Origin of the sequence: Bacillus sp. TH25 (assembly GCF_016650935.1) — a bacterium.
Classification (GTDB): Bacteria; Bacillota; Bacilli; order Bacillales; family Bacillaceae_G; genus Bacillus_A; species Bacillus_A mycoides.
In genome coordinates this window covers 94,888-116,113 of sequence record NZ_JAEKEU010000002.1, presented here as the reverse complement: position 1 = coordinate 116,113, position 21,226 = coordinate 94,888, and the positions used below count along the sequence as shown (strand labels likewise).

The 21,226-nt window shown below is 35.1% G+C and carries 16 protein-coding genes, 1 pseudogene and 2 other annotated features; of the genes and pseudogenes, 15 read left to right on the top strand and 2 right to left on the bottom strand.

Annotated features, from left to right (window positions below; all coding sequences use genetic code 11):
• Positions 1 to 39 precede the first annotated feature (39 nt).
• The 5 genes from JFT89_RS00645 to JFT89_RS00625 all read left to right on the top strand — a co-directional run bounded on the left by JFT89_RS00645 (position 40) and on the right by JFT89_RS00625 (position 4,241).
• The gene (locus JFT89_RS00645) at positions 40 to 687 is read left to right on the top strand and encodes an HD domain-containing protein (RefSeq protein ID WP_002065130.1); all 648 of its coding nucleotides are present in this window, start codon (positions 40 to 42) and stop codon (positions 685 to 687) included.
• A complete protein-coding gene (locus JFT89_RS00640) occupies positions 684 to 2,579 on the top strand; it encodes an ABC-F family ATP-binding cassette domain-containing protein (RefSeq protein WP_201039348.1) in 1,896 nt (631 codons plus the stop codon). The genes JFT89_RS00645 and JFT89_RS00640 overlap by 4 nt, the downstream gene beginning before the upstream one ends.
• Positions 2,580 to 2,654: 75 nt before the next feature.
• Positions 2,655 to 3,386, top strand: a complete 732-nt coding sequence (locus tag JFT89_RS00635; RefSeq protein ID WP_016094153.1) for a Bax inhibitor-1/YccA family protein — start codon at positions 2,655 to 2,657, stop codon at positions 3,384 to 3,386.
• Positions 3,387 to 3,480: 94 nt separating this feature from the next.
• Positions 3,481 to 3,735 carry a DUF4318 domain-containing protein gene (locus JFT89_RS00630; RefSeq protein ID WP_002065133.1) on the top strand — a complete coding sequence of 85 codons (255 nt, stop codon included), beginning with the start codon at positions 3,481 to 3,483 and terminating at the stop codon, positions 3,733 to 3,735.
• Positions 3,736 to 3,896: 161 nt separating this feature from the next.
• Positions 3,897 to 4,241, top strand: coding sequence for a single-stranded DNA-binding protein (locus tag JFT89_RS00625; RefSeq protein WP_016094152.1), 345 nt, complete (start codon positions 3,897 to 3,899; stop codon positions 4,239 to 4,241).
• 42 nt (positions 4,242 to 4,283) lie between these two features.
• Here JFT89_RS00625 and JFT89_RS00620 read toward each other — a convergent pair whose 3' ends face one another.
• Both JFT89_RS00620 and JFT89_RS00615 read right to left on the bottom strand, forming a co-directional pair.
• Entirely contained in the window at positions 4,284 to 4,874 is a 591-nt protein-coding gene (locus JFT89_RS00620) for a TetR/AcrR family transcriptional regulator (RefSeq protein WP_016094151.1), read from the bottom strand.
• 144 nt (positions 4,875 to 5,018) lie between these two features.
• Positions 5,019 to 6,152, bottom strand: coding sequence for an FAD-dependent oxidoreductase (locus tag JFT89_RS00615; protein ID WP_002065137.1), 1,134 nt, complete (start codon positions 6,150 to 6,152; stop codon positions 5,019 to 5,021).
• A 257-nt stretch (positions 6,153 to 6,409) separates the two neighbouring features.
• Between JFT89_RS00615 and JFT89_RS00610 the strand changes: the two genes are divergently transcribed.
• The 10 genes and pseudogenes from JFT89_RS00610 (at position 6,410) to ileS (ending at position 21,221) form a co-directional block, all read left to right on the top strand.
• The gene (locus JFT89_RS00610) at positions 6,410 to 7,537 is read left to right on the top strand and encodes a conserved virulence factor C family protein (protein WP_016094150.1); all 1,128 of its coding nucleotides are present in this window, start codon (positions 6,410 to 6,412) and stop codon (positions 7,535 to 7,537) included.
• Positions 7,538 to 7,540: 3 nt separating this feature from the next.
• Positions 7,541 to 7,924: a thiol-disulfide oxidoreductase DCC family protein gene (locus JFT89_RS00605; RefSeq protein WP_016094149.1), complete on the top strand. Its 384-nt coding sequence runs from the start codon at positions 7,541 to 7,543 to the stop codon at positions 7,922 to 7,924.
• 83 nt (positions 7,925 to 8,007) lie between these two features.
• Positions 8,008 to 8,442, top strand: a complete 435-nt coding sequence (locus JFT89_RS00600; RefSeq protein ID WP_002065140.1) for a BrxA/BrxB family bacilliredoxin — start codon at positions 8,008 to 8,010, stop codon at positions 8,440 to 8,442.
• 49 nt (positions 8,443 to 8,491) lie between these two features.
• The gene (locus JFT89_RS00595) at positions 8,492 to 9,268 is read left to right on the top strand and encodes a class I SAM-dependent methyltransferase (protein ID WP_016094148.1); all 777 of its coding nucleotides are present in this window, start codon (positions 8,492 to 8,494) and stop codon (positions 9,266 to 9,268) included.
• A gap of 40 nt (positions 9,269 to 9,308) precedes the next feature.
• Positions 9,309 to 9,523 (top strand) — a binding site (T-box leader).
• A gap of 45 nt (positions 9,524 to 9,568) precedes the next feature.
• Entirely contained in the window at positions 9,569 to 11,257 is a 1,689-nt protein-coding gene (gene argS, locus JFT89_RS00590; RefSeq protein ID WP_201039347.1) for an arginine--tRNA ligase, read from the top strand.
• Between the two features lie 171 nt (positions 11,258 to 11,428).
• Positions 11,429 to 11,758 (top strand): DUF2085 domain-containing protein, encoded by a 330-nt coding sequence (locus tag JFT89_RS00585; protein ID WP_016094146.1) that lies wholly within the window; start codon positions 11,429 to 11,431, stop codon positions 11,756 to 11,758.
• Positions 11,759 to 11,787: 29 nt separating this feature from the next.
• Positions 11,788 to 12,005, top strand: a pseudogene (locus JFT89_RS00580) (hypothetical protein).
• 223 nt (positions 12,006 to 12,228) lie between these two features.
• Entirely contained in the window at positions 12,229 to 13,107 is an 879-nt protein-coding gene (locus JFT89_RS00575) for a class I SAM-dependent methyltransferase (protein ID WP_002065145.1), read from the top strand.
• Between the two features lie 418 nt (positions 13,108 to 13,525).
• Positions 13,526 to 17,728: a tetratricopeptide repeat protein gene (locus JFT89_RS00570; protein WP_201039346.1), complete on the top strand. Its 4,203-nt coding sequence runs from the start codon at positions 13,526 to 13,528 to the stop codon at positions 17,726 to 17,728.
• 98 nt (positions 17,729 to 17,826) lie between these two features.
• Positions 17,827 to 18,065, top strand: a binding site (T-box leader).
• A gap of 54 nt (positions 18,066 to 18,119) precedes the next feature.
• The gene (gene ileS, locus JFT89_RS00565) at positions 18,120 to 21,221 is read left to right on the top strand and encodes an isoleucine--tRNA ligase (RefSeq protein WP_201039345.1); all 3,102 of its coding nucleotides are present in this window, start codon (positions 18,120 to 18,122) and stop codon (positions 21,219 to 21,221) included.
• Positions 21,222 to 21,226 lie beyond the last annotated feature (5 nt).

The following is a 21,226-nucleotide window of genomic DNA, read 5'->3' as shown; positions in this document are numbered from 1 at the left end:
ATGCGGGCGTGTTACAATAAGTAACTGGGTGAAGATAAAATGATAAAACAAGAAAAAATACAAAAAACAATAACTTTCGTAAAGCATATTTTAGAAAAAGATGCGAGTGGGCATGATTGGTATCATATTGAACGCGTACATAAATTGGCGATTTCTTTATCCGAGCAAGAAGGGGGAAATCGTTTTATAATTGAAATGGCAGCATTACTTCACGATGTAGCAGATGAGAAGTTAAATGAGAGTGAAGAAGCAGGAATGAAAAAAGTTTCTGATTGGTTAGAAGAGTTACGTGTTGAAGAAGAGGAAAGTAAGCATGTTCTTCATATCATCGCCAATATGTCTTATAAGGGCGGTCATGGTGGCACAGTTGAGTCACTTGAAGGGAGAATTGTTCAAGATGCGGATCGTTTAGATGCTCTTGGTGCAATTGGAATAGCTCGAACGTTTGCATACGGAGGAGCGAAAGGGAGATTAATGTATGATCCAACTATCCCTCCTCGAGAAGTGATGACGAAAGATGAATATAGAAAAAATAATGATCCATCTTTAAATCATTTTTATGAAAAGCTTTTAAAACTAAAAGATTTAATGAACACGAACGCAGCAAAACAAGAGGCTGAAGTTCGTCATCGTTATATGGAACAGTTTATTGAACAATTTATGAAAGAGTGGAATGCACAAATATGAAAATGTTAACTGTGGAGAACTTATCGAAATCATACGGAGAAAAACCGTTATTTGATGGATTATCATGTAGTATTACAGAAGGACAACGTGTCGGAATTATCGGTGTAAACGGTACTGGTAAATCAACGTTATTAAAAATTATTGCAGGATTAGAAACTCCTGATACAGGTGATATGACGCATTCACGCGGATATACAATTAGTTATTTATCACAGCAACCAGAGTTTGATGAAAAACTAACAGTATTAGAGCAAGTGTTCCATGGTGATACACCTTTAATTCGTCTTCTTCGTGATTATGAACAATCGTTATTAAATATCGAAAAAGATCCAAGTAATGAAAAAGTACAGGAACAATTATTTGCAGTGCAGCAACGTATGGATGCGATGAGTGCATGGGAAGCAAATGCGAATGCAAAATCGTTATTAACGAAATTAGGAATTACTGATTTTACAGCAACTGTTGGAAACCTATCTGGTGGACAAAAAAAGCGTATTGCAATGGCGCAATGTTTTATTGAAACACCTGATTTATTAATTTTGGATGAGCCTACGAACCATCTTGACCATGAGACAGTTGAATGGTTAGAAGAATATTTAGCAAGATATACAGGTGCGGTATTACTTGTAACCCATGATCGTTATTTTTTAGATCGTGTGACAAACCGTATTTTTGAATTAGATAACGGTAAACTGTATAGCTACGAAGGAAACTACAGTACATTTTTAGAAGCGAAAGCACTTCGTGAAGAGCAAGAATCGGCACAAGAATCAAAACGCCAAAATTTATATCGTCGTGAACTTGCTTGGATTCGCCGTGGTGCAAAAGCCCGTTCTACGAAACAAAAGGCGCGTATTCAGCGTTTTGATGAGCTGAAGGGACAAGAAGGACCAGCAGCGAAGCAATCAGTTGATATTGCACTAAGTGGAAGTCGTTTAGGAAAGAAAGTACTTGAATTAAAAGATGTAACGAAAAAATTTGGTGATAAAACAGTATTACATAACTTTAATCATATTGTGAAGCCTGGTGATCGTATCGGAATCATCGGAGCAAATGGAAGCGGAAAATCATCACTATTAAATATGCTTGCAGGAAAATTCTCTCCTGATAGTGGTGAAATTGAAGTAGGACAAACTGTAAAAGTTGCCTATTATACGCAAGAAAATGAAGAGATGAATTTAAACCAGCGTATGATTGAATACATTAAAGAAATTGCGGAAGTTATTCATACGACAGACGGAAAAGTAATTGGCGCATCTCAAATGCTAGAACGTTTCTTATTCCTACCACATTCACATGGAACAACGCTTGGTAAACTATCTGGTGGCGAAAGAAGAAGGTTATATTTATTGCGTATTTTAATGGGAGAACCAAACGTACTATTACTTGATGAGCCTACGAATGATTTAGACACACAAACATTAACAGTGCTAGAAGATTATTTAGAAGATTTCCCAGGTGTCGTTTTAACTGTATCGCATGACCGTTACTTCTTAGATAAAGTAGTAGATGAATTGTTCATCTTTACTGGCGAAGGCGAAGTGCGTGAATTCCTAGGTAGTTATACAGAGTATTTAGAAATGGAAAAAACGAGAGAACTCATTGGGAAAGCAGAAGTTCAAAAGGAGAAAAAAGTAGTAGAAGAGGCTCCGAAACAACAACGTAAACGTAAACTTTCTTACAATGAGCAGCGTGAATGGGAAACAATTGAAGATACAATTGCACAACTAGAAGAGAAACTTGAGTCAATTGGAGAAGAACTTACGAATGTTGGATCTGACTTCACAAAGGCCCAAGAATTATCTGAAGCAGGGCAGAAGATAGAAGAAGAGCTAGAAAAAACGATGGAACGATGGAGTGAACTATCCGACATCGTTGAAGGATTAAAATAAAAACAAGCTGCATATATTGAAAAGTAAAGAGAAAAACTTTACACTATTGGTAGAACCTATTTTAGGAGGGAAAAAATGAGAACATCTAATCCAATGTTGAAAAAAGAGGCATTCCGTAAAGAGGGAGCAAATACTTCTGCGATGACTATTGGCGGAACAGTAGGCAAAACGTTTATTATGCTTATCTTGCTGCTTGCAACGTCTGTCTATTCATACATACAGATGACGCAAGGTACGATGAAAATGCCAGTATTAATTGGTGCTTTAGTTATTGCGGCAATCGTTGCATTTGCATCTATCTTCTTCCCGCGCATATCACCAATTGGTGCACCAATCTATGCAGCGGTAGAAGGGGTAGTATTAGGAAGTATTTCAGCGGTTTATACAATGAAATTTGGCGATACTATCGTTTTAAACGCTGTATTACTAACAATTTCTATTCTATTTGCGATGTTAGTTTTATATGCAACGCGCGTAGTAAAAGTAACTGATAAATTCCGTACGGGTGTAATTGCCGCTACAATGGGGATTATGGTTATGTATTTAATCGTATTCTTACTAAACATGTTCGGTGTAACTGTTCCATATATTCACCAAGGTGGAACAATCGGTATGATCATTAGTGCGGTTGTTATTGTAGTTGCTGCATTAAATTTATTACTAGATTTCGATTTAATCGAAAGCGGTGCACGTAGCCAAGCTCCAAAATATATGGAATGGTACAGTGCAATGGGTCTAATGATGACGCTAGTATGGTTATACTTAGAAATTCTTCGTTTCGTTTCTTACTTTACGAAAAATGACTAATGAAAAAACCTGCATGAAATGTGCAGGTTTTTTTATTTTTAAAGATAAATTGAAAATATGGATGTTGGCGACTTGAATTGAAGGGGGATGGAATATGATGAAAGAGAAAAAAGGAATTATGAAAAAACTATATTCTAAAAGTTTTTTCATAGAACTAGATGACGCTTTAACATATCCATCAGCAGAAGTCATTCGTTCAGCTATTGAAGGATATGGGGCTGAATGTAATGAACAATTAAAGTTTGAGAGTAAAGTTAAACCGATTACTTTCTACTTAGAAAATGTAATGTATCGCGCTAAAATAAAGATGGCTCGTGGAGGATATTACATATCTTGCAGTGAAGTATAATATTTTTGGAAACCTTACATGTTTAAAATATGTAGGGTTTCTTTTTTACTTTTGTAAGATATAAAGTAATACTTTTTACTTACAAACATATTAATTTGCGCTTTTTACCCTTCAAACATTTTTCTTTACAATGAAGAAAAATATGTGAGGTGGTATAACTTATGATGAATCGAGTTGTATTAATCGGTAGATTGACAAAGGAGCCAGAATTATACTTCACAAAACAAGGTGTCGCTTATGCGCGAATATGTGTTGCGGTGAATAGAGGGTTTCGAAATAGTTTAGGTGAACAACAAGTAGATTTTATAAATTGTGTTGTTTGGAGAAGGTCGGCTGAAAATGTAACGGAATATTGTACGAAGGGGTCACTTGTTGGGATTACAGGGCGTATTCATACGAATAATTATGATGATGAGAAAGGAAAGAAAATATATAGAACTGAAGTTGTGATTGAGAGTATTACCTTTTTGGAGAGAAGGAGGGAGGGGGCATCGCATAAGAAATAAGGAGTATTAAAATAAAAGAGGGCTTTGTAGCAGAGCCCTCTTTTATTTTTGATTGATACCTTCCCAAACAATATCCAATTGTTGATTAAGTATATTTTTCGCACTTGTTTCATTAGCGTGTAATAGCGAGTGGGACATTAGTGTATAAAAATAAGTACTCATAATAGTAGAAGTGATAATATTTATATCCCATTGACTGTTTAATTTTCCTGTTTCTTTCGCTGCTGTAATAATTGAAGACAAACTTTCTTGTAGCTGTTGTATACTTTTTAATTCATTTTCTACTAAGTAGTTAGATTTAATAATTTCAAAAACAGCATGCTTCATTAATTCTCCATGTCCAGTAAAGCGATCCAGTAAGTCTCCTAAAACAAGTTTGATTCGTTCTTTTGGATGTTCCACATTTTCATATGTTTTTAAGCTTTCATTCCATAGTTCAATTTGAGAATCACCTAAAAATAATAATATGTTTTCTTTTTTCGGAAAGTAGTTGAAGAAAGTTCCTTTTGCAATCCCGCATGCAGTAGTAATATCTTGAACTGTTACATTTTCGTACCCACGTTCTTGAAAGAGCTGTACTGCTTTTAGGAATATAAGTTCTTTTAATTCTTTTTTTCTCGTTTCTCTAAGCATATAATCGACTCCTAATACAAACAATTATATCTGTTTATTAGAGTATCTCAAATGAAATCTTATTTCATGCCTCCTAATTTTACTGTTTAATACAATTGAAAGAAGGATAGAGAGAATTCCGTTCATACTTTTCGTTGGAGTTTGTCATAAATGAAAACTGTATAGTTCATGTGCTTGCCTATCAGAAATCCATTTCGGAATATGTTTCATTGCTTGGTTTCTTAGTATAGTTAAAGGTTTACTTTCTATTTGAGCCATTTTTCCAACTTTCCACGCAGTGTTTGAGATTTTTTCAATTCTTTCTCGTCTTTTTTGTTCGTATTCTATAAATGCTTGGCGATAGTGGGCATTATTTTTGATGCATTCAGCAAGAATAATAGCATCTTCAATTGCCTGACAAGCTCCTTGGCCTAAATTAGGTGTAAGTGCATGGGCAGCATCCCCAATAAAGACGATGCGTTTGTCAAAAAACTGTTTCATTGGAATAATGTCTACAATATCACGATGAATCATATCAATGTCAGAGGCGTTATTTAAAATAGATGGGATGGGGTTATGGTAAGTTTTGAAATGATTATACAAATCTGCTGTTGTGTAATCCTTGTATTTGGGATCTCTAGCTTTAGCGTTTATGAGCGCATACCAGTATACTTCGTTGTTTGGGAGAGGGACGATACCAAATCTACCGTTTGTTCCCCAAGTTTCAATAAAATCGTTTGTTAAAGATAGACTATGAGCTGGAGTTACGCCGCGCCAACACGTATAACCGGCATAACGATAACCGTCACTTTGTGTTACTTGTTTTCGAACGACAGAATGAATACCATCTGCAGCAATGAGTATATTGCCGAGTGCTTCACTACCATCTTGAAATAATATTTTTAAGGCGTTTTCTTCATTTTGTTCTATTTTTACGCACTCTTTTCCCCATTCGACAGTACCTTCTTGTAGTTCGGAAAGTAGCAATTGATGTAAATCTTTTCTATGAATGGAGTACATTTTTGGATAACAAGCTGGAATGGTCAATTTACTAAATATAGTTCCTTTTTCGGCTACAAGGTTAAAACCGTCACTTTCGTTGCCAAATTTTTTTATTTGCTCAGAAATTCCGTATGGTTCAAGTGCTTGCATCGCATTTGGGGCAATGATAATACCTGCACCAGCAACAGTAGTTTCAATATTTTTGTCATATACTTTTACATCTAATCCTATTTTTTGTAAGGAAATTGCTGCGCAAAGACCAGCAATACCACCACCTATAATCATGACATTATTCATTTGTTATCCCTCCACAATTAAGTGACTTAACTCATAAAATGACCATGGTCATTTTATGAGTTAAGATTAATACCTTTTTTTGTTATTGTCAATTAGACTTTTAACTATAGTTCCGGAACGATTAGGTGAAAATAGAAATAATTGAAATTCTAAAAATGTAGAAGAGGAATTAGTAAAATTAAGCATCCGAGTAGGAGTATAGAGGGATAACATGTTACAATACAGCTAAGAACACGCAATAAAGGAGAGTTTTTTACGTGAAGATTAAAGCAATTGAACCGACGCCAAGTCCAAATACAATGAAAGTTATTTTGAATGAAGTATTACCATCAGGAGCGCGTAATAATTATACAAATGAAAATAAAGAACAAGCACCAGTGCAAGTGCAAGAAATTTTGAAGATTGAAGGCATTAAAGGTGTGTATCATGTTGCAGACTTTTTAGCAGTGGAGCGAAATGCGAAGTATGACTGGAAAGTTTTATTACAACAAGTTCGTGCTGTTTTCGGTGAAGAAATAGTGGAAGAAAGCGAAGAACAACAACTTTCTCATTTTGGAGAAGTGAAAGTGTTTGTTCAAATGTTCTTTACAATTCCGATGCAAGTGAAGTTAACAGATGGAACCTCAGAAGAGCGTGTTGGTTTACCTGATCGTTTTAAAGAATCAATTATGAAAGTGCAAATGTCTGCACCTAACGTTGTGAAAGAGCGTAAGTGGGTAGAGCAAAGTACACGTTACGGTAATTTTGAAGAAATCGGGAAAGAAGTAGTAGAAGAAATTATTGCTGCTTATTCAGAAGAACGTGTAAATGAAACGGTTAAAGAATTATTAGATCAAGCAGGTGCTGTTGAAGTAACGATTCAAAAGCGTGAGCCATATAAAGTAACAGAAGAGATGATGAAAGATTCTGACTGGAAAAACCGTTTTGCAGCTTTAGAACAAATGGATCCAACGGAAGAAGATATGATGGTATTGAAAATGGCATTAGATGATGAGAAAGTATCTATCCGCCGCCTAGCAACAGCTTATTTAGGTATGGTAAAAGGTGATGGAGTATTGCCGTTATTATATAAAGCGTTATTAGATCGTTCAGTAAGTGTTCGTCGTACAGCAGGAGATTGCTTATCAGACGTAGGTGATCCAGCAGCGATGTTCGTTATGATTAAATCTCTGAAAGATTCAAGTAAATTAGTACGCTGGCGTGCAGCAATGTTCTTATTTGAACTTGGTGATGAAAGTGCAATTCCGGCACTAAAAGCAGCAGAAGATGATCCGGAGTTTGAAGTGGCGATGCAAGCACGTTTAGCTTTAGAACGTATTGAAGGCGGCGAAGAAGCAAAAGGATCAGTATGGAAGCAAATGACGGAGTCTCGTAAAGGGGAATAGTTTATGATTGTTTTCTATGATAGTTGGTGCCCGATGTGTACGGCGGTTGCAGAACGTACGAAAAGATTAGATAAAAAGGGTAAGATGAAATTTGTTTCATTTCGAGATGAAGATGTAGTTGAGAAGTATGAACTTTCTCAAGAATTACAAAGTAAGATGGAACAAAGATTGTATATTTTAAAAAATAATAAGTGGTATGACGGAATTCATAGCATTAACGTATTAGCAAAGGCCGTTCCATCTTATTGGTTTACAGTTCCTTTTATAAAGCTATCTATCGTACTTGGATTTGGAAGCAAAGTATATGATTATATTGCTAACAATAGAAAACTTGTCCCAGTTGGACACTGCCGTGAAGGGGTTTGTGAAATCCCTACAAAAAAATGAAATCATCGTTATCTTTCTTTTGCACCTATTAATAGCGCGTGATATGATGAAGTTGGAATGAAAGTTGAAGGGGAGATTACAAGATGTCAAATGCATATGAAGAATACATGCGTCAAATGGTAATTCCAATGCGCCAAGAGTTAGTGCGTTCTGGATTTGAAGAGTTAACTACAGAAGAAGCTGTAACAGAATTTATTGAGAATGCAACAGGTACAACTTTAGTAGTTGTAAACTCTGTTTGTGGTTGTGCAGCTGGTTTAGCACGCCCATCAGCAGGTCAAGCAGTTGTACGTGCTGAAAAACAACCTGATCATCTTGTAACTGTATTTGCAGGTCAAGATAAAGATGCTACTGCGAAAATGCGTGAATACTTCGGAGAAATTCCTCCATCTTCACCATCTATGGCATTACTAAAAGGAAAAGAAGTTGTTCACTTCATTCATCGTCATGAAATTGAAGGCGCAACAATGGACGAAATTATTACAAACTTAGAACAAGCTTTCGAAAAGAATTGCTAAAGTAGGGGGAGAGTGAATCTCCCTCTTTTCTTTATATAGAGGTGAAAAAATGATAGTAACAACAGCAGGAAGAACAAATAAAGAAATGAAAGATTATGCAAACAAGGTAGCAGCAGAATTAAATCTTTCTTTCGTTAAACGTAATGACATACCAGTACATAAACTGCATGAGCAGTATGAACAAGATGTACTTGTCGTAGGGAAAAATCGATTAGCCATTTATCCAAAAGGTACGGAAGAGTCGTTTTTCTTTCATCCAAACTCAGCGATGTTTCGTGTGAAAAGGTTAATGCGCGGAGAACATGATCCGTTTATACAAGCTGCCAAATTAGAGAGCGGAATGACAGTATTAGATTGTACGCTTGGTATGGCATCAGATAGTATTGTAGCTAGTTATATCGTTGGTGAGAACGGAAAAGTAACAGGGCTTGAAGGAAATGAATATATGGCTTACATCATGGGAAAAGGCTTGAAAACATGGTCTTCATCTGTTTCTGAAATCGATGAGGCAATGCAAAGAATCGATGTAAAACAAACGGAGCATTACGCATTTTTAACACAATGTGAAGATAATAGTTATGATGTCGTTTACCTTGATCCGATGTTTGAAGAAACTGTCATAGAATCAGATGGAATTAAAGGATTAAAACACTTCGCTTTGTATCATGATATTACTGACGAAACAATTGCGGAAGCGAAGCGTGTGGCGAGAAAGCGTGTCGTTCTGAAAGATCATTTCCGTAGTTCTAGATTTGAAAAACATAATTTTCAAGTATACAAAAGAAAAAGTGCTAAGTTTCACTTTGGTTTAATTGACCCTTGCTAATTGTTTGAAAAGATGTATAATAAGCAATAATTAATTAAATATACTGTCTGTGATGAAGAGAGTAATCTTTTTCAGAAGGAAAGCGAGCTAGGGATGGTGTGAGCCTAGTGCAGAAGAAAAAGATGAAGCGCACTTCGGAGACGCTTCTTGAACGAATAGTAGAGTAAGCCGAGGCCCCCTGTCCTCGTTATAAACGGGAAAGTGGTTCGAAATGAACAACAAGGGTGGTACCACGGGTTAAAACTCGTCTCTTTTTTAGAGACGAGTTTTTTGTGTTTTAAAAAATAAGGAGGTTATAGTATGAATTATAAAACGCAGTTTGCGAAAAGTTTATCGAATATTTTTACGAATGAATTAACACAAAATCAAATTTTAGATTTAATCGAAACACCAAAACAAGATGAATTCGGAGATGCAGCGTTCCCATGCTTTTCACTAGCGAAGCAATATAAAAAATCACCAGCTATTATAGCGAAGGAATTGGCGGAGAAATTAAATGATCCGTTCTTTACGAAAGTAGAGGCTGTTGGTCCTTATGTAAATGTATTTTTTAATCGTGAAACAGTAAGTGATGAAGTATTAAAAATAATTTTAGCGGAGAAAGAAGAGTACGGTCAAAATCACTTTGGATGTGAAAAAACGGTAGTTATCGATTATTCCTCTCCTAATATCGCGAAACCTTTTTCAATGGGGCATTTACGTTCTACAATGATCGGTAATTCGCTGAAACATATCGCCGAAAAATGTGGGTATGAAGTTGTCGGAATCAATTATATTGGCGATTGGGGCACGCAGTTTGGAAAGTTAATTACCGCATATAAAAAATGGGGAAATGAAGAGGTAGTTAAAGAGGATCCGATACGTGAGTTATTTAAGTTATATGTTCAGTTTCATGAAGAAGCAAAAGAGAACAAAGAACTAGAAGAAGAAGGACGATCATGGTTTAAAAAACTAGAAGAAGGAAATGAAGAAGCAGTCGAACTTTGGAATTGGTTCCGTCATGAGTCTTTAAAAGAATTTTCTCGTATTTATGAACTTCTCGGTGTGGAATTTACAAACTTTCAAGGAGAAGCTTTCTATAACGATAAAATGGAAGACTTTATTGGGATTTTAGAAGAGCACGATTTACTTGAAGAATCAGAAGGCGCATTAGTCGTTAATTTAGAAAAAGAAGGTATGCCGCCATGCTTAATTAGAAAATCAGATGGTGCAACTATTTACGCAACGCGTGATTTAACAGCGGCATTGTATCGTCAAAACACATACGAATTTGATAAAGCGTTATATGTTGTAGGCCCAGAACAAAGCTTACATTTCAATCAATTTTTCACTGTATTAAAAAAGCTTGGTTATGACTGGGTCGATGGTATGGAACATGTACCGTTCGGGTTCATATTAAAAGATGGTAAGAAAATGTCGACACGTAAGGGCAGAATTATTTTATTAGAAGAAGTGCTAGAAGAAGCTGTAGCGCTTGCGGAACAAAATATTGAAGAGAAAAATCCGAATTTAAAACAAAAAGAAGAAGTGGCAAAACAAGTCGGTATTGGAGCAGTTATCTTCCACGATTTAAAAAATGAGCGTATGCATAATATCGAATTCTCATTAGAAAATATGTTGAAATTTGAAGGAGAAACAGGACCATATGTGCAGTACACACATGCGCGTGCTTGTTCAATTTTAAGAAAAGACAGTGTAGAATTTGAAACTTGTACGTTTGCATTAAAAGACGATTATAGCTGGAGTGTCGTAAAATTACTTAATAAATTCCCGCAAGTAATTGAAGCGGCCTTCAACAAAAATGAGCCATCTACTATTTCAAAATACGTATTAGATGTAGCACAAGCGTTCAATAAATATTATGGAAATGTTCGTATATTAGAAGAGAACGAAGAGAAAGAGAGTAGACTCGCATTAGCTTACGCTGTGACGGTTGTATTGAAAGAGGGGTTACGTTTACTTGGGGTAGGGGCACCTGAGGAGATGTAAAATAAAAATTTTGTAACAAAGAGGCAAATCAGGCGGTCATTAACCTGATTTGTCTTTTTGTATTTTTTTGAATAAATTCTTATTTATAAAGTGTTATACGCTACGAAGTGTAAGAATTCTATAATTTTGTTACGAAATCAATTAAAATATTTGTAGAGAGGATGGTCCGTATTGATTCGAAGTTTCATTTTAAACATTCCTTGTCATAGACTACCGGAAAGGAGTTTTCTTAAACTACAAAAATACATGCCTTTATGTGCGCGATGCACAGGTATGTTTATTGGTTTATGTATGTTTCCAATTTACTTTTTAATAACACCTTCGTTTAGTCTCTCATTAATGCTATCCTTTTTTGCTCAAATTCCATTATTAATTGATGGATTCACCCAAAAGTGGAAATGGCGAAGCAGCACAAATTTGCTAAGAGTAACTACTGGCTTATTAAGCGGTAATGGTATGGGAGTATTTATTGCATCTAGTATTATATGGATTACATCTTAAACCACATATCAACGGAGGTAGCTACTTACATGTTTTGGATTTACATAATTCTAATTTTTATAGCAGGTGGAAGTGGAATTGGTTTTATCATTCATGAAAAATATATAGAAGCAACAATAGCTTTTGTTATTTGCGTATTATTTATGGTGCTACTATATTTTTATTTAAAAAGAAGCAAAAAAAGAGAAATTTGGATTGTGACGTAATAGATTGTACCGATTGCTCAGATTGTGATTGTACTATCTAAACTTCTATGTATTTCTTTTTTATGAAAAGGATTATATATCGTTTCAGGTATGTAATCCTTTTTATTTTTTTGAAAAATTAGTTTGTCAAATAGGTGGAGAGTAAAGAACATGTACGATTTAACGCAATAATTAGAACTAAAAATCTCTAAAAATATTAGAAACATAGGAATACGTTTATTGAATGGAGAACTTTAGTTTTGTATATAAAAGGAGGTGTTGTACTTGGAAGAGTATGATTGGAATAGTAAGCTAGAGTATTTAAGAAATACGAGAGATTTATATTATAACGATGATTATTTAAGTTTTTTAGTAAATACAGTTTGGAAGATTTCTGAGCCAGTACATATTGTTGATTACGGTTGTGGGTATGGTTACTTAGGTTTAATTTTGTTGCCGTTACTTCCAAATGGATCAAAGTATACAGGTATTGATAGCGGGGAAGCATTAATAGCTGAAGTGAGAGAGTTGTTTCGTTCGCTTCCATATGAAACAGAATTTATCGAAGGAGATGCTACAGAAATTGAATTGGAAAATAAATATGATATAGCAATCTGTCATGCCTTCTTATTACATATGAATTCACCCAAAGCAATGTTGCAAAAAATGATAAATTCGATTAAGGAGGGCGGACATGTTATTTGTTTTGAACCACATTGGATTTCTAATATGTCCTCATACACGCTAGACGGATTAATTCAATCGGAAATTATCCAGCTTGGTGTTTTGCAGAAGTTATTTGAAGAAGATGTACACAGAAGTGGTAGAGATGGCAATATTGGCATGAAAATACCAATGTATTTAAGTGAATTAGGTGTTAAAAATATTGAATGTAGAGTAAGTGATAAAGTGAATTTTTTAGATTCTAATTTAAATCAAAATGATAAGCAAGGATTATATAATTCTCTAAAAGAAGAGGGGATTGCTAGTAATCCAGGTGAAAAACAACAATTTATAGACCGTTTAATGAGTCGGGGCTTAACATTTGCTGATGCACTCGCTCAATATGAAGCAGAACTACGATTTTTTGAAATGTTTCATATACATGCATCTTTAGTATATGCTCCGAATATGAAAATTACATTTGGTGAAATAAAGAAGTAAATATCATATTAGAAAAGTAAGGGAGAAGGAAAATTGCTACATTTCTAATATGGATAGGTTGCCATTATTATCAAGGCTTGCCGGTAAATCGATATATCTTATCAAATCGTTGATATATTGTAAGTTACGATATATATTCAGGAAATCGTTAATATAATTTCATCCACTGAATGAAGCCTCAAAAAAGAAGATAAAACCCATCTTCGAATAATACATGTTATTTCATCAAATTAAACAAAATAACGAGAAAAAGTATCGTTTTTAAGATATTTAGTTATAAACTTGAATAATATTAAATAATATCGTTCATTATATGAGGTTTTAGTTGAATGCATACTATATGATGTGTAAAATCTAAGCAAGTAGGTTAGAATACTGCTTGCAAATGGCAGTATAAATAATAATTTGAGGTGAATGCATGCTAGATTTTAAGCAATTAGAGATTTGTTTGAAAGAAAAGAGATTCGTAGATGGATTACATGAGATAAATAATGAAATTGCGCATATAAAAGAAACGAATAAGTTATCATACGTGAAGAAATGGCTTTCTAACGTCTCGTCACCTAAGGAGTTTGATACATTAATTCGTCTTGCTGATGAAGGTTTGATGCATCAATATAGCTCCTTTTTAATTCGTTATACTTATAAAAAATTCCCAAATATGAGAACGCTCTCTTTATATTGTGATGAATTAATTGATGAGCGTAAAATCCTTGATGCTGAACAATTGTTAAAAGATTCTTTGGAAAAGGTAAATGAAGAGGAAACTGATGCGGATGTTTTAACGAAAGCATACTTTACGTTAGTTAGATGTTTGCTAGATATGAAGCGAAATGAAGAGGCCTATGCCTATATGCAAAAGGCGGAAAAGCATAGTACGCGTTCAGTTTTTGATAAATGGGGTTACTTATATATACAGACTGGTGAGTGGGAGAAGGCAGAGGAACAACTTTTATTCGGTCAGCAGCATAAAGATTGTGAAGAGTTAGCTACGTACTTATTGGCGCAATTATATGCATATAAAGGTGAACAGCAGCGAGCGTTACAACTCATTAATGATGCGATTGCAAAGTTTCCTCAAGTACCATATTTCTATTTTGAAAAAGTAAAATATTTATTAGATTTAGAGCGCTATGAAGAAATGTTAGCGGTAATAGATAAAATTAATCATATGCTTCCGCATCATGCATATACAACTTATTTTATACATTTACGTGCAGAAGCATTTTATAAAATGAATAATATTCACGATTTGCAAGCACTATTGAAAAGTGAAAAGAGTTTGAAAAATTCTCTATATCATCATATAGAAAAAAATCCTGATGGAAAAAAGGTTCGTTTACCGATAGTTCCGGTTGTACAAAAGGATAACTATTGTGTTCCGACAAGTTTGGAAATGATGTTAGGGGTATGGGGAGAAAAACGTACGCAAGATGAAATTGCACAACATATTTTTGATGTAACAGGTTCTAAGTTTTCAGATACAGTTACATATATTGAAGAGCAAGGTTACGAATATCGTTATTTTCAAGGGAATGAGGAAAATTATAAGAGATTACTCAATCAAGGTATTCCCGTTTTATTAAGTATAGATATTGAGCACGCTTCCCATGTACAAGTGCTTTCTGGTTATGACGATGTACTGCAAGCTTTTTATATTCAAGATCCGAATTTCTTGGAACCGATTCTTGTGGAATATGATAAGTTGCAAGAAAAATATCGTTATACAGATTGTTTAGCTATTACGTTTATACCAAAAGATAGAATGGAACAACTTTCATTTTTAAATGAGGAAGAACACACTTATTATAAAACAATCTTTTCTCTTACAGATCATTTAGGTGAGCAAGATAAAGAGGGAATTGAAAAGTTAGTACTATTTTTAAAAGAAACAAGTGAAAATCCAAACACTTGGTTATATACGATTAAACATTTAGATGCTGAAGTAGATAAAGATTTTATTCAGTTTTGTATAGAAAAATTAATGAAAAAGTTTCCGAGCTCTGACTTTGTGAAATTGCATAGTGCACAGTGTTTTATTCGTCTGCAGGATATGGAAAAAGCAGGACAGATGCTTCAAAGTGTGGAGAAGAAAAGCAATCAAGCGTTGTATCATTTTATAAATGGACGTTATTCTTTTGAGCAAGATAATTATGCAGAATCGATTGCTAGTTTTCGTTCATCATTACAATTGGATGCAGATCAACCAGTTGCGTGGAGTTTCTTAGCATTATCATACATGTATATGGATCAATCCGAAAAGGGGCTAGAGTATTCTCTAACAGCTATAGAACGTAGTCCAGAAAGGTTTACACTTGTAAATCACGGTTTAATTTTAATAGATTTAGAACGATATGAAGAAGCATATGGATTCTTTAATGATTTATTAAAAGAATATAAATATGAAGCGCACATATGGTATGAACGTGCGAGATGTGCTCAGTATTTAGGGAAAGTGTATTTGGCGGTAAAAGGACTTAAAGTGGCGATTCAATTAGATAAAACAGCAGCCTATTTATATACAAAGCTTTCGGAAATCTATGAATCGGATTTGGATGATGAGAAAAATACGAAGGAAATTCTATTACAAGGAATTCAAAATTGTGAAGATCAGGCGTCTTTATATGTTCGTCTAGGAGATTTTCATTTTCAAAATGATGAACTTGAAGAAGCGGAAACTATATATAAGCGTTCTTTAGAAGAAAATAATGAAGATGTATATTCTCATTTCGGTTTAATTCAAGTTTATATGGCAAAGGAACAATATAAGGATGCAAAAAACTATATTGTCAGTATTAATAAGCAATTTGAAGACAATCAAGATTTCCTTATGAATGCTGGTATGGTGCTATGGGATGCTGAAATGGCATTAGGTGAGGATGAAAAAGAGTTAAAACTTGCACTTTCTAAATTAGAGAACGGTATACGAAGCGTATACGCTAATATAGCGAGCGTGTTGGATGAGTATGTAAATCGAATAAAAGATACAGCTTTTGTGCAACGAGGCATAGCGTTTTTAAGAACGTTAGAAAAAGAGAAAACGGAAGTAATTGAATACGGTTGTTACGCTGGTGTTTTATATGAATCTATTGGACAGTATGATCAGGCGATAAAACGGTATAATGATGCACTTAAGAAAAAACAAGATTCATTGCCGTATTTTCGAATCGGTGAAACATTCATGGCGTTAGGGCAATTTCAAGAAGCAAAGCATGCGTATGAAACATGTTTAGAAATGGATAAGAACTTCTTAGGTGTACATTTGCAGCTTGCTGAAATATACGAAAAAGAAGAGAATCGTTCCAAAGAACAAAATCATATGGTCCAGGCGATGAAAGAAGAACCAATGCATATAAATATGGAATATTTAGCGCAGCTTTCAGTAGAAATGAATCTTCAGGAAGAATTGCTAGTTGAACTAGAAAAATTGGAGGAAGAAGTTCCTGAAACATGGCGTTTAGATGCGATTGCATACGTGTTTGGCGCGATGAATGACATAGATAAAGAAAAAGAATATATCGAATGCGCAATGAAAATAGATGAAGCGCATGTGGAAGTACTATATCATTATGCGAAATTGCTAGTTAAAAAGCAGAGTGCAGAAGCAATCGAAGTTGCGCTGAAAGTAATGCATAAAGATTTGGAAAGTGAACGTATTTTTGGTGTGTACGTAAAAGCAATGGAACAACATAAAAAATTATCCCAAATACGAGACGTACTTCATACGCTAAAGGTGAAAAAAGCAGAAAGAAGTACAGCGTTTATGTATGCAGCTACTGCGGTTGCCGAAAGATTAGTAGAAAGACAGCAAAATGAGCAACCGAAAAAATCTATATTTACAAGAGCATTTTATCGCATGAAAAATCGTGCGAAGGAAATTTCAATGATTACAGTTGTTATCGATTTATTTGAAATCTCCTTAAAGTTAAATCCGAAAAATAGTATGGCAGCGCAGCGTTTCGCAATATTTTATGAGAATGCGGCGATGAATAAAGAAGCTATAGAGGTTTTACAAACATCGTTAGAAAATAAGTGGGATTATGATGTAGCGAAGCAACTTGTAAATCTTTTCATTGAGTGTGAAGAAGAAGATATGTTACGAGATGCTTTTGAATTAACGAAACAAATGGTTCGCGAGCTACCGGATGATTATGATACACTTCTTTTACAAGCGAATGTATTATGTAAGCTAGGCGAAGAAAGAAAAGCCGAAAAAATTTACTTGCAATTAATTGAGAAAACACCATTTGTAAGTAGAGGATTCCTTGCTTTAGCAGAAATATATCAAAGTCAAGAGAGAATTGAGGACTCGATTCAGTTATTAGAAGACGCGTCTGTACATCATCCAAATGAAACGGCAATTCTTCTTGCTTTAGCATCTTCGTATCATAGAGCTGGGCAAACGACAAAGGCAGAAAAAATAACAAGTGAAATATTAGCAATTGATGCTACTGACTTGCTAGCAAGATACGATCATGCTTGTTATTTAACATCATTAAACAGAAATGAAGAGGCAAGAGATGAACTTGAAATTGTGCTTCGTGAAGATGAAACAGGATTTTTCGCTGAACTTGCAAAGGAAGATGAAGATTTAGCAGGATTGCGAGAATTTGAAAAGTAATTGTATAAGAATAGAGAAAAAGGGTATAAATGAAAATATATTTCGAATTAGTTGACAATTAATTGTTTAATGGCATAAAATAACTTTTAATAAAGTATACAAATCTGAAGACGAGAAAGAGTAAAATAGTGAGCTGTTATCCAGAGAGCCGGTGTATTGCTGAAAGTCGGTGTGCAGACGTTATTTGAAAATCATCTCCGAGGAGCCGTGGCTGAATAAAGTAAGCTCGGACGGATGTCTACCGTTACAAAGAACGCGTATGTTAGTACGTTGCTAAGTGCTATTAGTGAAAAGCTAATAGAATTAGGGTGGTAACGCGGGTAAACCCGTCCCTACTTCATAGGGGCGGGTTTTTTGTGTGCTTTTAAAACATTCAAAGGAGTGATTGTAGATGAAGAAAGTAGATGTAAAAGAGTCGGCTGTAGGGAGAGAAACACGTATTCGTAAGCAGTGGAACGAACAGGGCATTTTTGAACAATCAATTCAGAATAGAGAAGGCGCACAATCGTTTGTGTTTTATGAAGGACCACCAACGGCGAACGGTTTACCACACGTCGGCCATGCACTTGGTCGGGCAATTAAAGATTTAGTAGCAAGATATAAAACGATGGCTGGATATAAAGTGTTAAGAAAAGCTGGCTGGGATACACATGGATTACCTGTAGAATTAGGCGTTGAAAAGCAACTTGGTATTTCAGGTAAGCATGAGATTGAAGAGTACGGCATTGAGCCATTTATTCAAAAGTGTAAAGAGAGTGTATTCACATATGAGAAGCAGTGGCGTGAATTTACGGAGAGCATTGGATATTGGGTAGATATGGATGATCCATACGTTACTCTAGAGAATCCATATATCGAAAGTGTATGGAATATTTTAGGGACGATTCATGAAAAAGGTTTGTTATATAAAGGACATAGAGTTTCTCCATACTGTCCAAGCTGTCAAACATCGCTTAGTTCACATGAAGTTGCACAAGGGTACAAAACGGTTAAAGATTTAAGCGCAACGGTTAAGTTTAAAGTAAAAGATAGTGAAAATGAATATTTCCTTGGATGGACGACAACGCCGTGGACACTTCCAGCGAATGTTGCACTTGCCGTACATCCAAATATGGAATACGTTAAAGCGAAACAAGAAGGGTATGTATACATTGTTGCGAAAGAGCGTGTACAAGAAGTACTAAAAGAAAACTATGAAGTATTATCCGTTCATACAGGCGAAGAATTAGTAAACACATCTTATACAGCACCGTTTCCGATGAAGGAAGTTACAAATGGGTACCACGTAATTGCAGCAGATTTTGTAACTGCAGATAGTGGTACAGGACTCGTTCATATCGCTCCAGCATATGGGGAGGACGATTATAGAGTCGTTCAAAGTGACGGATTGTCGTTCTTACATGTTGTAGATGAGAAAGGTGAGTATACAGAAGCAGTACCCTTCTTAAAAGGAAAGTTTGTAAAAGAATGTGACGTTGATATCGTTCGTTATTTAGCTAAAGAAGGTTTGCTATATCATAAAGAAAAATATGAGCATAGCTATCCGCACTGTTGGCGCTGTGATTCACCATTACTTTATTATGCAGGAGAAAGCTGGTTAATCCGAACAACTGAGATTAAAGAAACATTTTTACAGAATAATGATTCTGTTACGTGGTATCCAGACCATATGAAGCACGGACGCTTTGGTAAGTTTTTAGAAAACATGGTGGACTGGAATATTAGCCGGAATAGATATTGGGGAACACCGTTAAACGTGTGGGAATGTGAAAGCTGCGATCATCAATTTTCACCGAAAAGTATTGCTGAATTAAGAAAGCATAGTACAAAAGAAACGCCTGAAGATTTAGAATTGCATAAGCCATATGTAGATGAAGTGCAAGTTTGCTGCGAAAAATGCGGAAGTACAATGAATCGTACACCAGAAGTAATCGATGTTTGGTTTGATAGTGGTTCCATGCCGTTTGCACAATATCATTATCCATTTGAAAATAAAGAGTTATTTGAAGAACAGTTTCCAGCGGATGTAATTGCAGAGGGAATTGATCAAACACGCGGCTGGTTTTATAGTTTATTAGCAGTATCAGCACTATATACAGGAAAAGTACCTTATAAACGAGTGTTATCACTAGGGCATGTTCTAGACGAGGAAGGACAGAAAATGTCTAAAAGTAAAGGAAATGCACTAGATCCAGTTGATTTAGTAAATCAGTTTGGTGCAGATGCTTTAAGATGGGCTCTACTTGTTGACAGTGCTCCGTGGAATGCGAAGCGTTTTTCTGAAAGAACAGTACTGGAAGCAAAATCTAAATTTGTAGATACGTTAGTCAATGTATATAGCTTCTACGTTTTATATGCAAATTTAGATGAGTATAATCCGAATGAAACCTATGATGTAAAGCGAACGAAATTGGATGAATGGGTATTATCAAGATTGCATAGCACAACGAAAAAAGTGAGAACAGCACTTGATGATTATCAATTTACGAATGCAGCTCGTGAAATCGCGGCGCTTGTAGATGAAGTGAGTAACTGGTACGTAAGACGATCACGTAATCGTTTCTGGGAGTCTGGTATGAATGCTGAAAAAGCAGCTGCGTATGAGACACTTCATGAAGTACTTGTGACAATTAGTAAATTAATTGCACCATTTACACCGTTTGTAGCTGAGGATATTCATCTGAATTTAGAAGGAAGAAGCGTTCATTTAGCAGATTATCCGGTTGTAAACGAATCACTTATCCAGCCTGGGTTAGAAGCAGAAATGGATGCTGTTTTACAAGTTGTTGAACTTGGAAGAAGTAATCGTAATCAACATTCATTAAAAGTAAAACAGCCGTTAGTAGAACTTGTATTACTAGCGCATAATGAAAATGATATGGATTGGGAATCTTATCGTGATATCATCATGGATGAGCTAAATGTAAAAGCGTTCCATGTTGAACTCGATGAAACGAAATACACGTCCTATCAATTAAAGCTGAATTTTAAAACGGCTGGGCCGAAGTTTGGTAAAAGTGTGAATGCAGTAAATGGTTGGCTCAAACAATTATCAAAAGAAGAAGTACAACACTTTGTATCTACAGAAAGAGCAGTTTACGAAGTAGCACCAGGAGAAGAAGTAGTTGTAACAGCTGAAGATGTATTAGTAGAAAAAGTTGCGAAATCAGGATTTTCAAATACGACTAACGGTCAATATACGGTAATGTTAGATACGAATGTAACGGAAGAATTGTTACAAGAAGGAGTAGCACGTGAATTTATTCGTGCAGTTCAAGAATATCGTAAGCAGTTGAATTTACCAGTTAATTTACGAGTGGATGTAATTCTTGATACAGAAGAAGAACTACAGCAAACGTTAACGAATCATAAAGATTTATTAGAAGAAAACTTACTCGTCAAGCAATTTACATTTGGTCACTTAACGAATGAGGACGATGAACTTTCTTTAGGTGAGACAAAGATCCGAATTAAATTAAACGCGGCTAATTAAAGAAA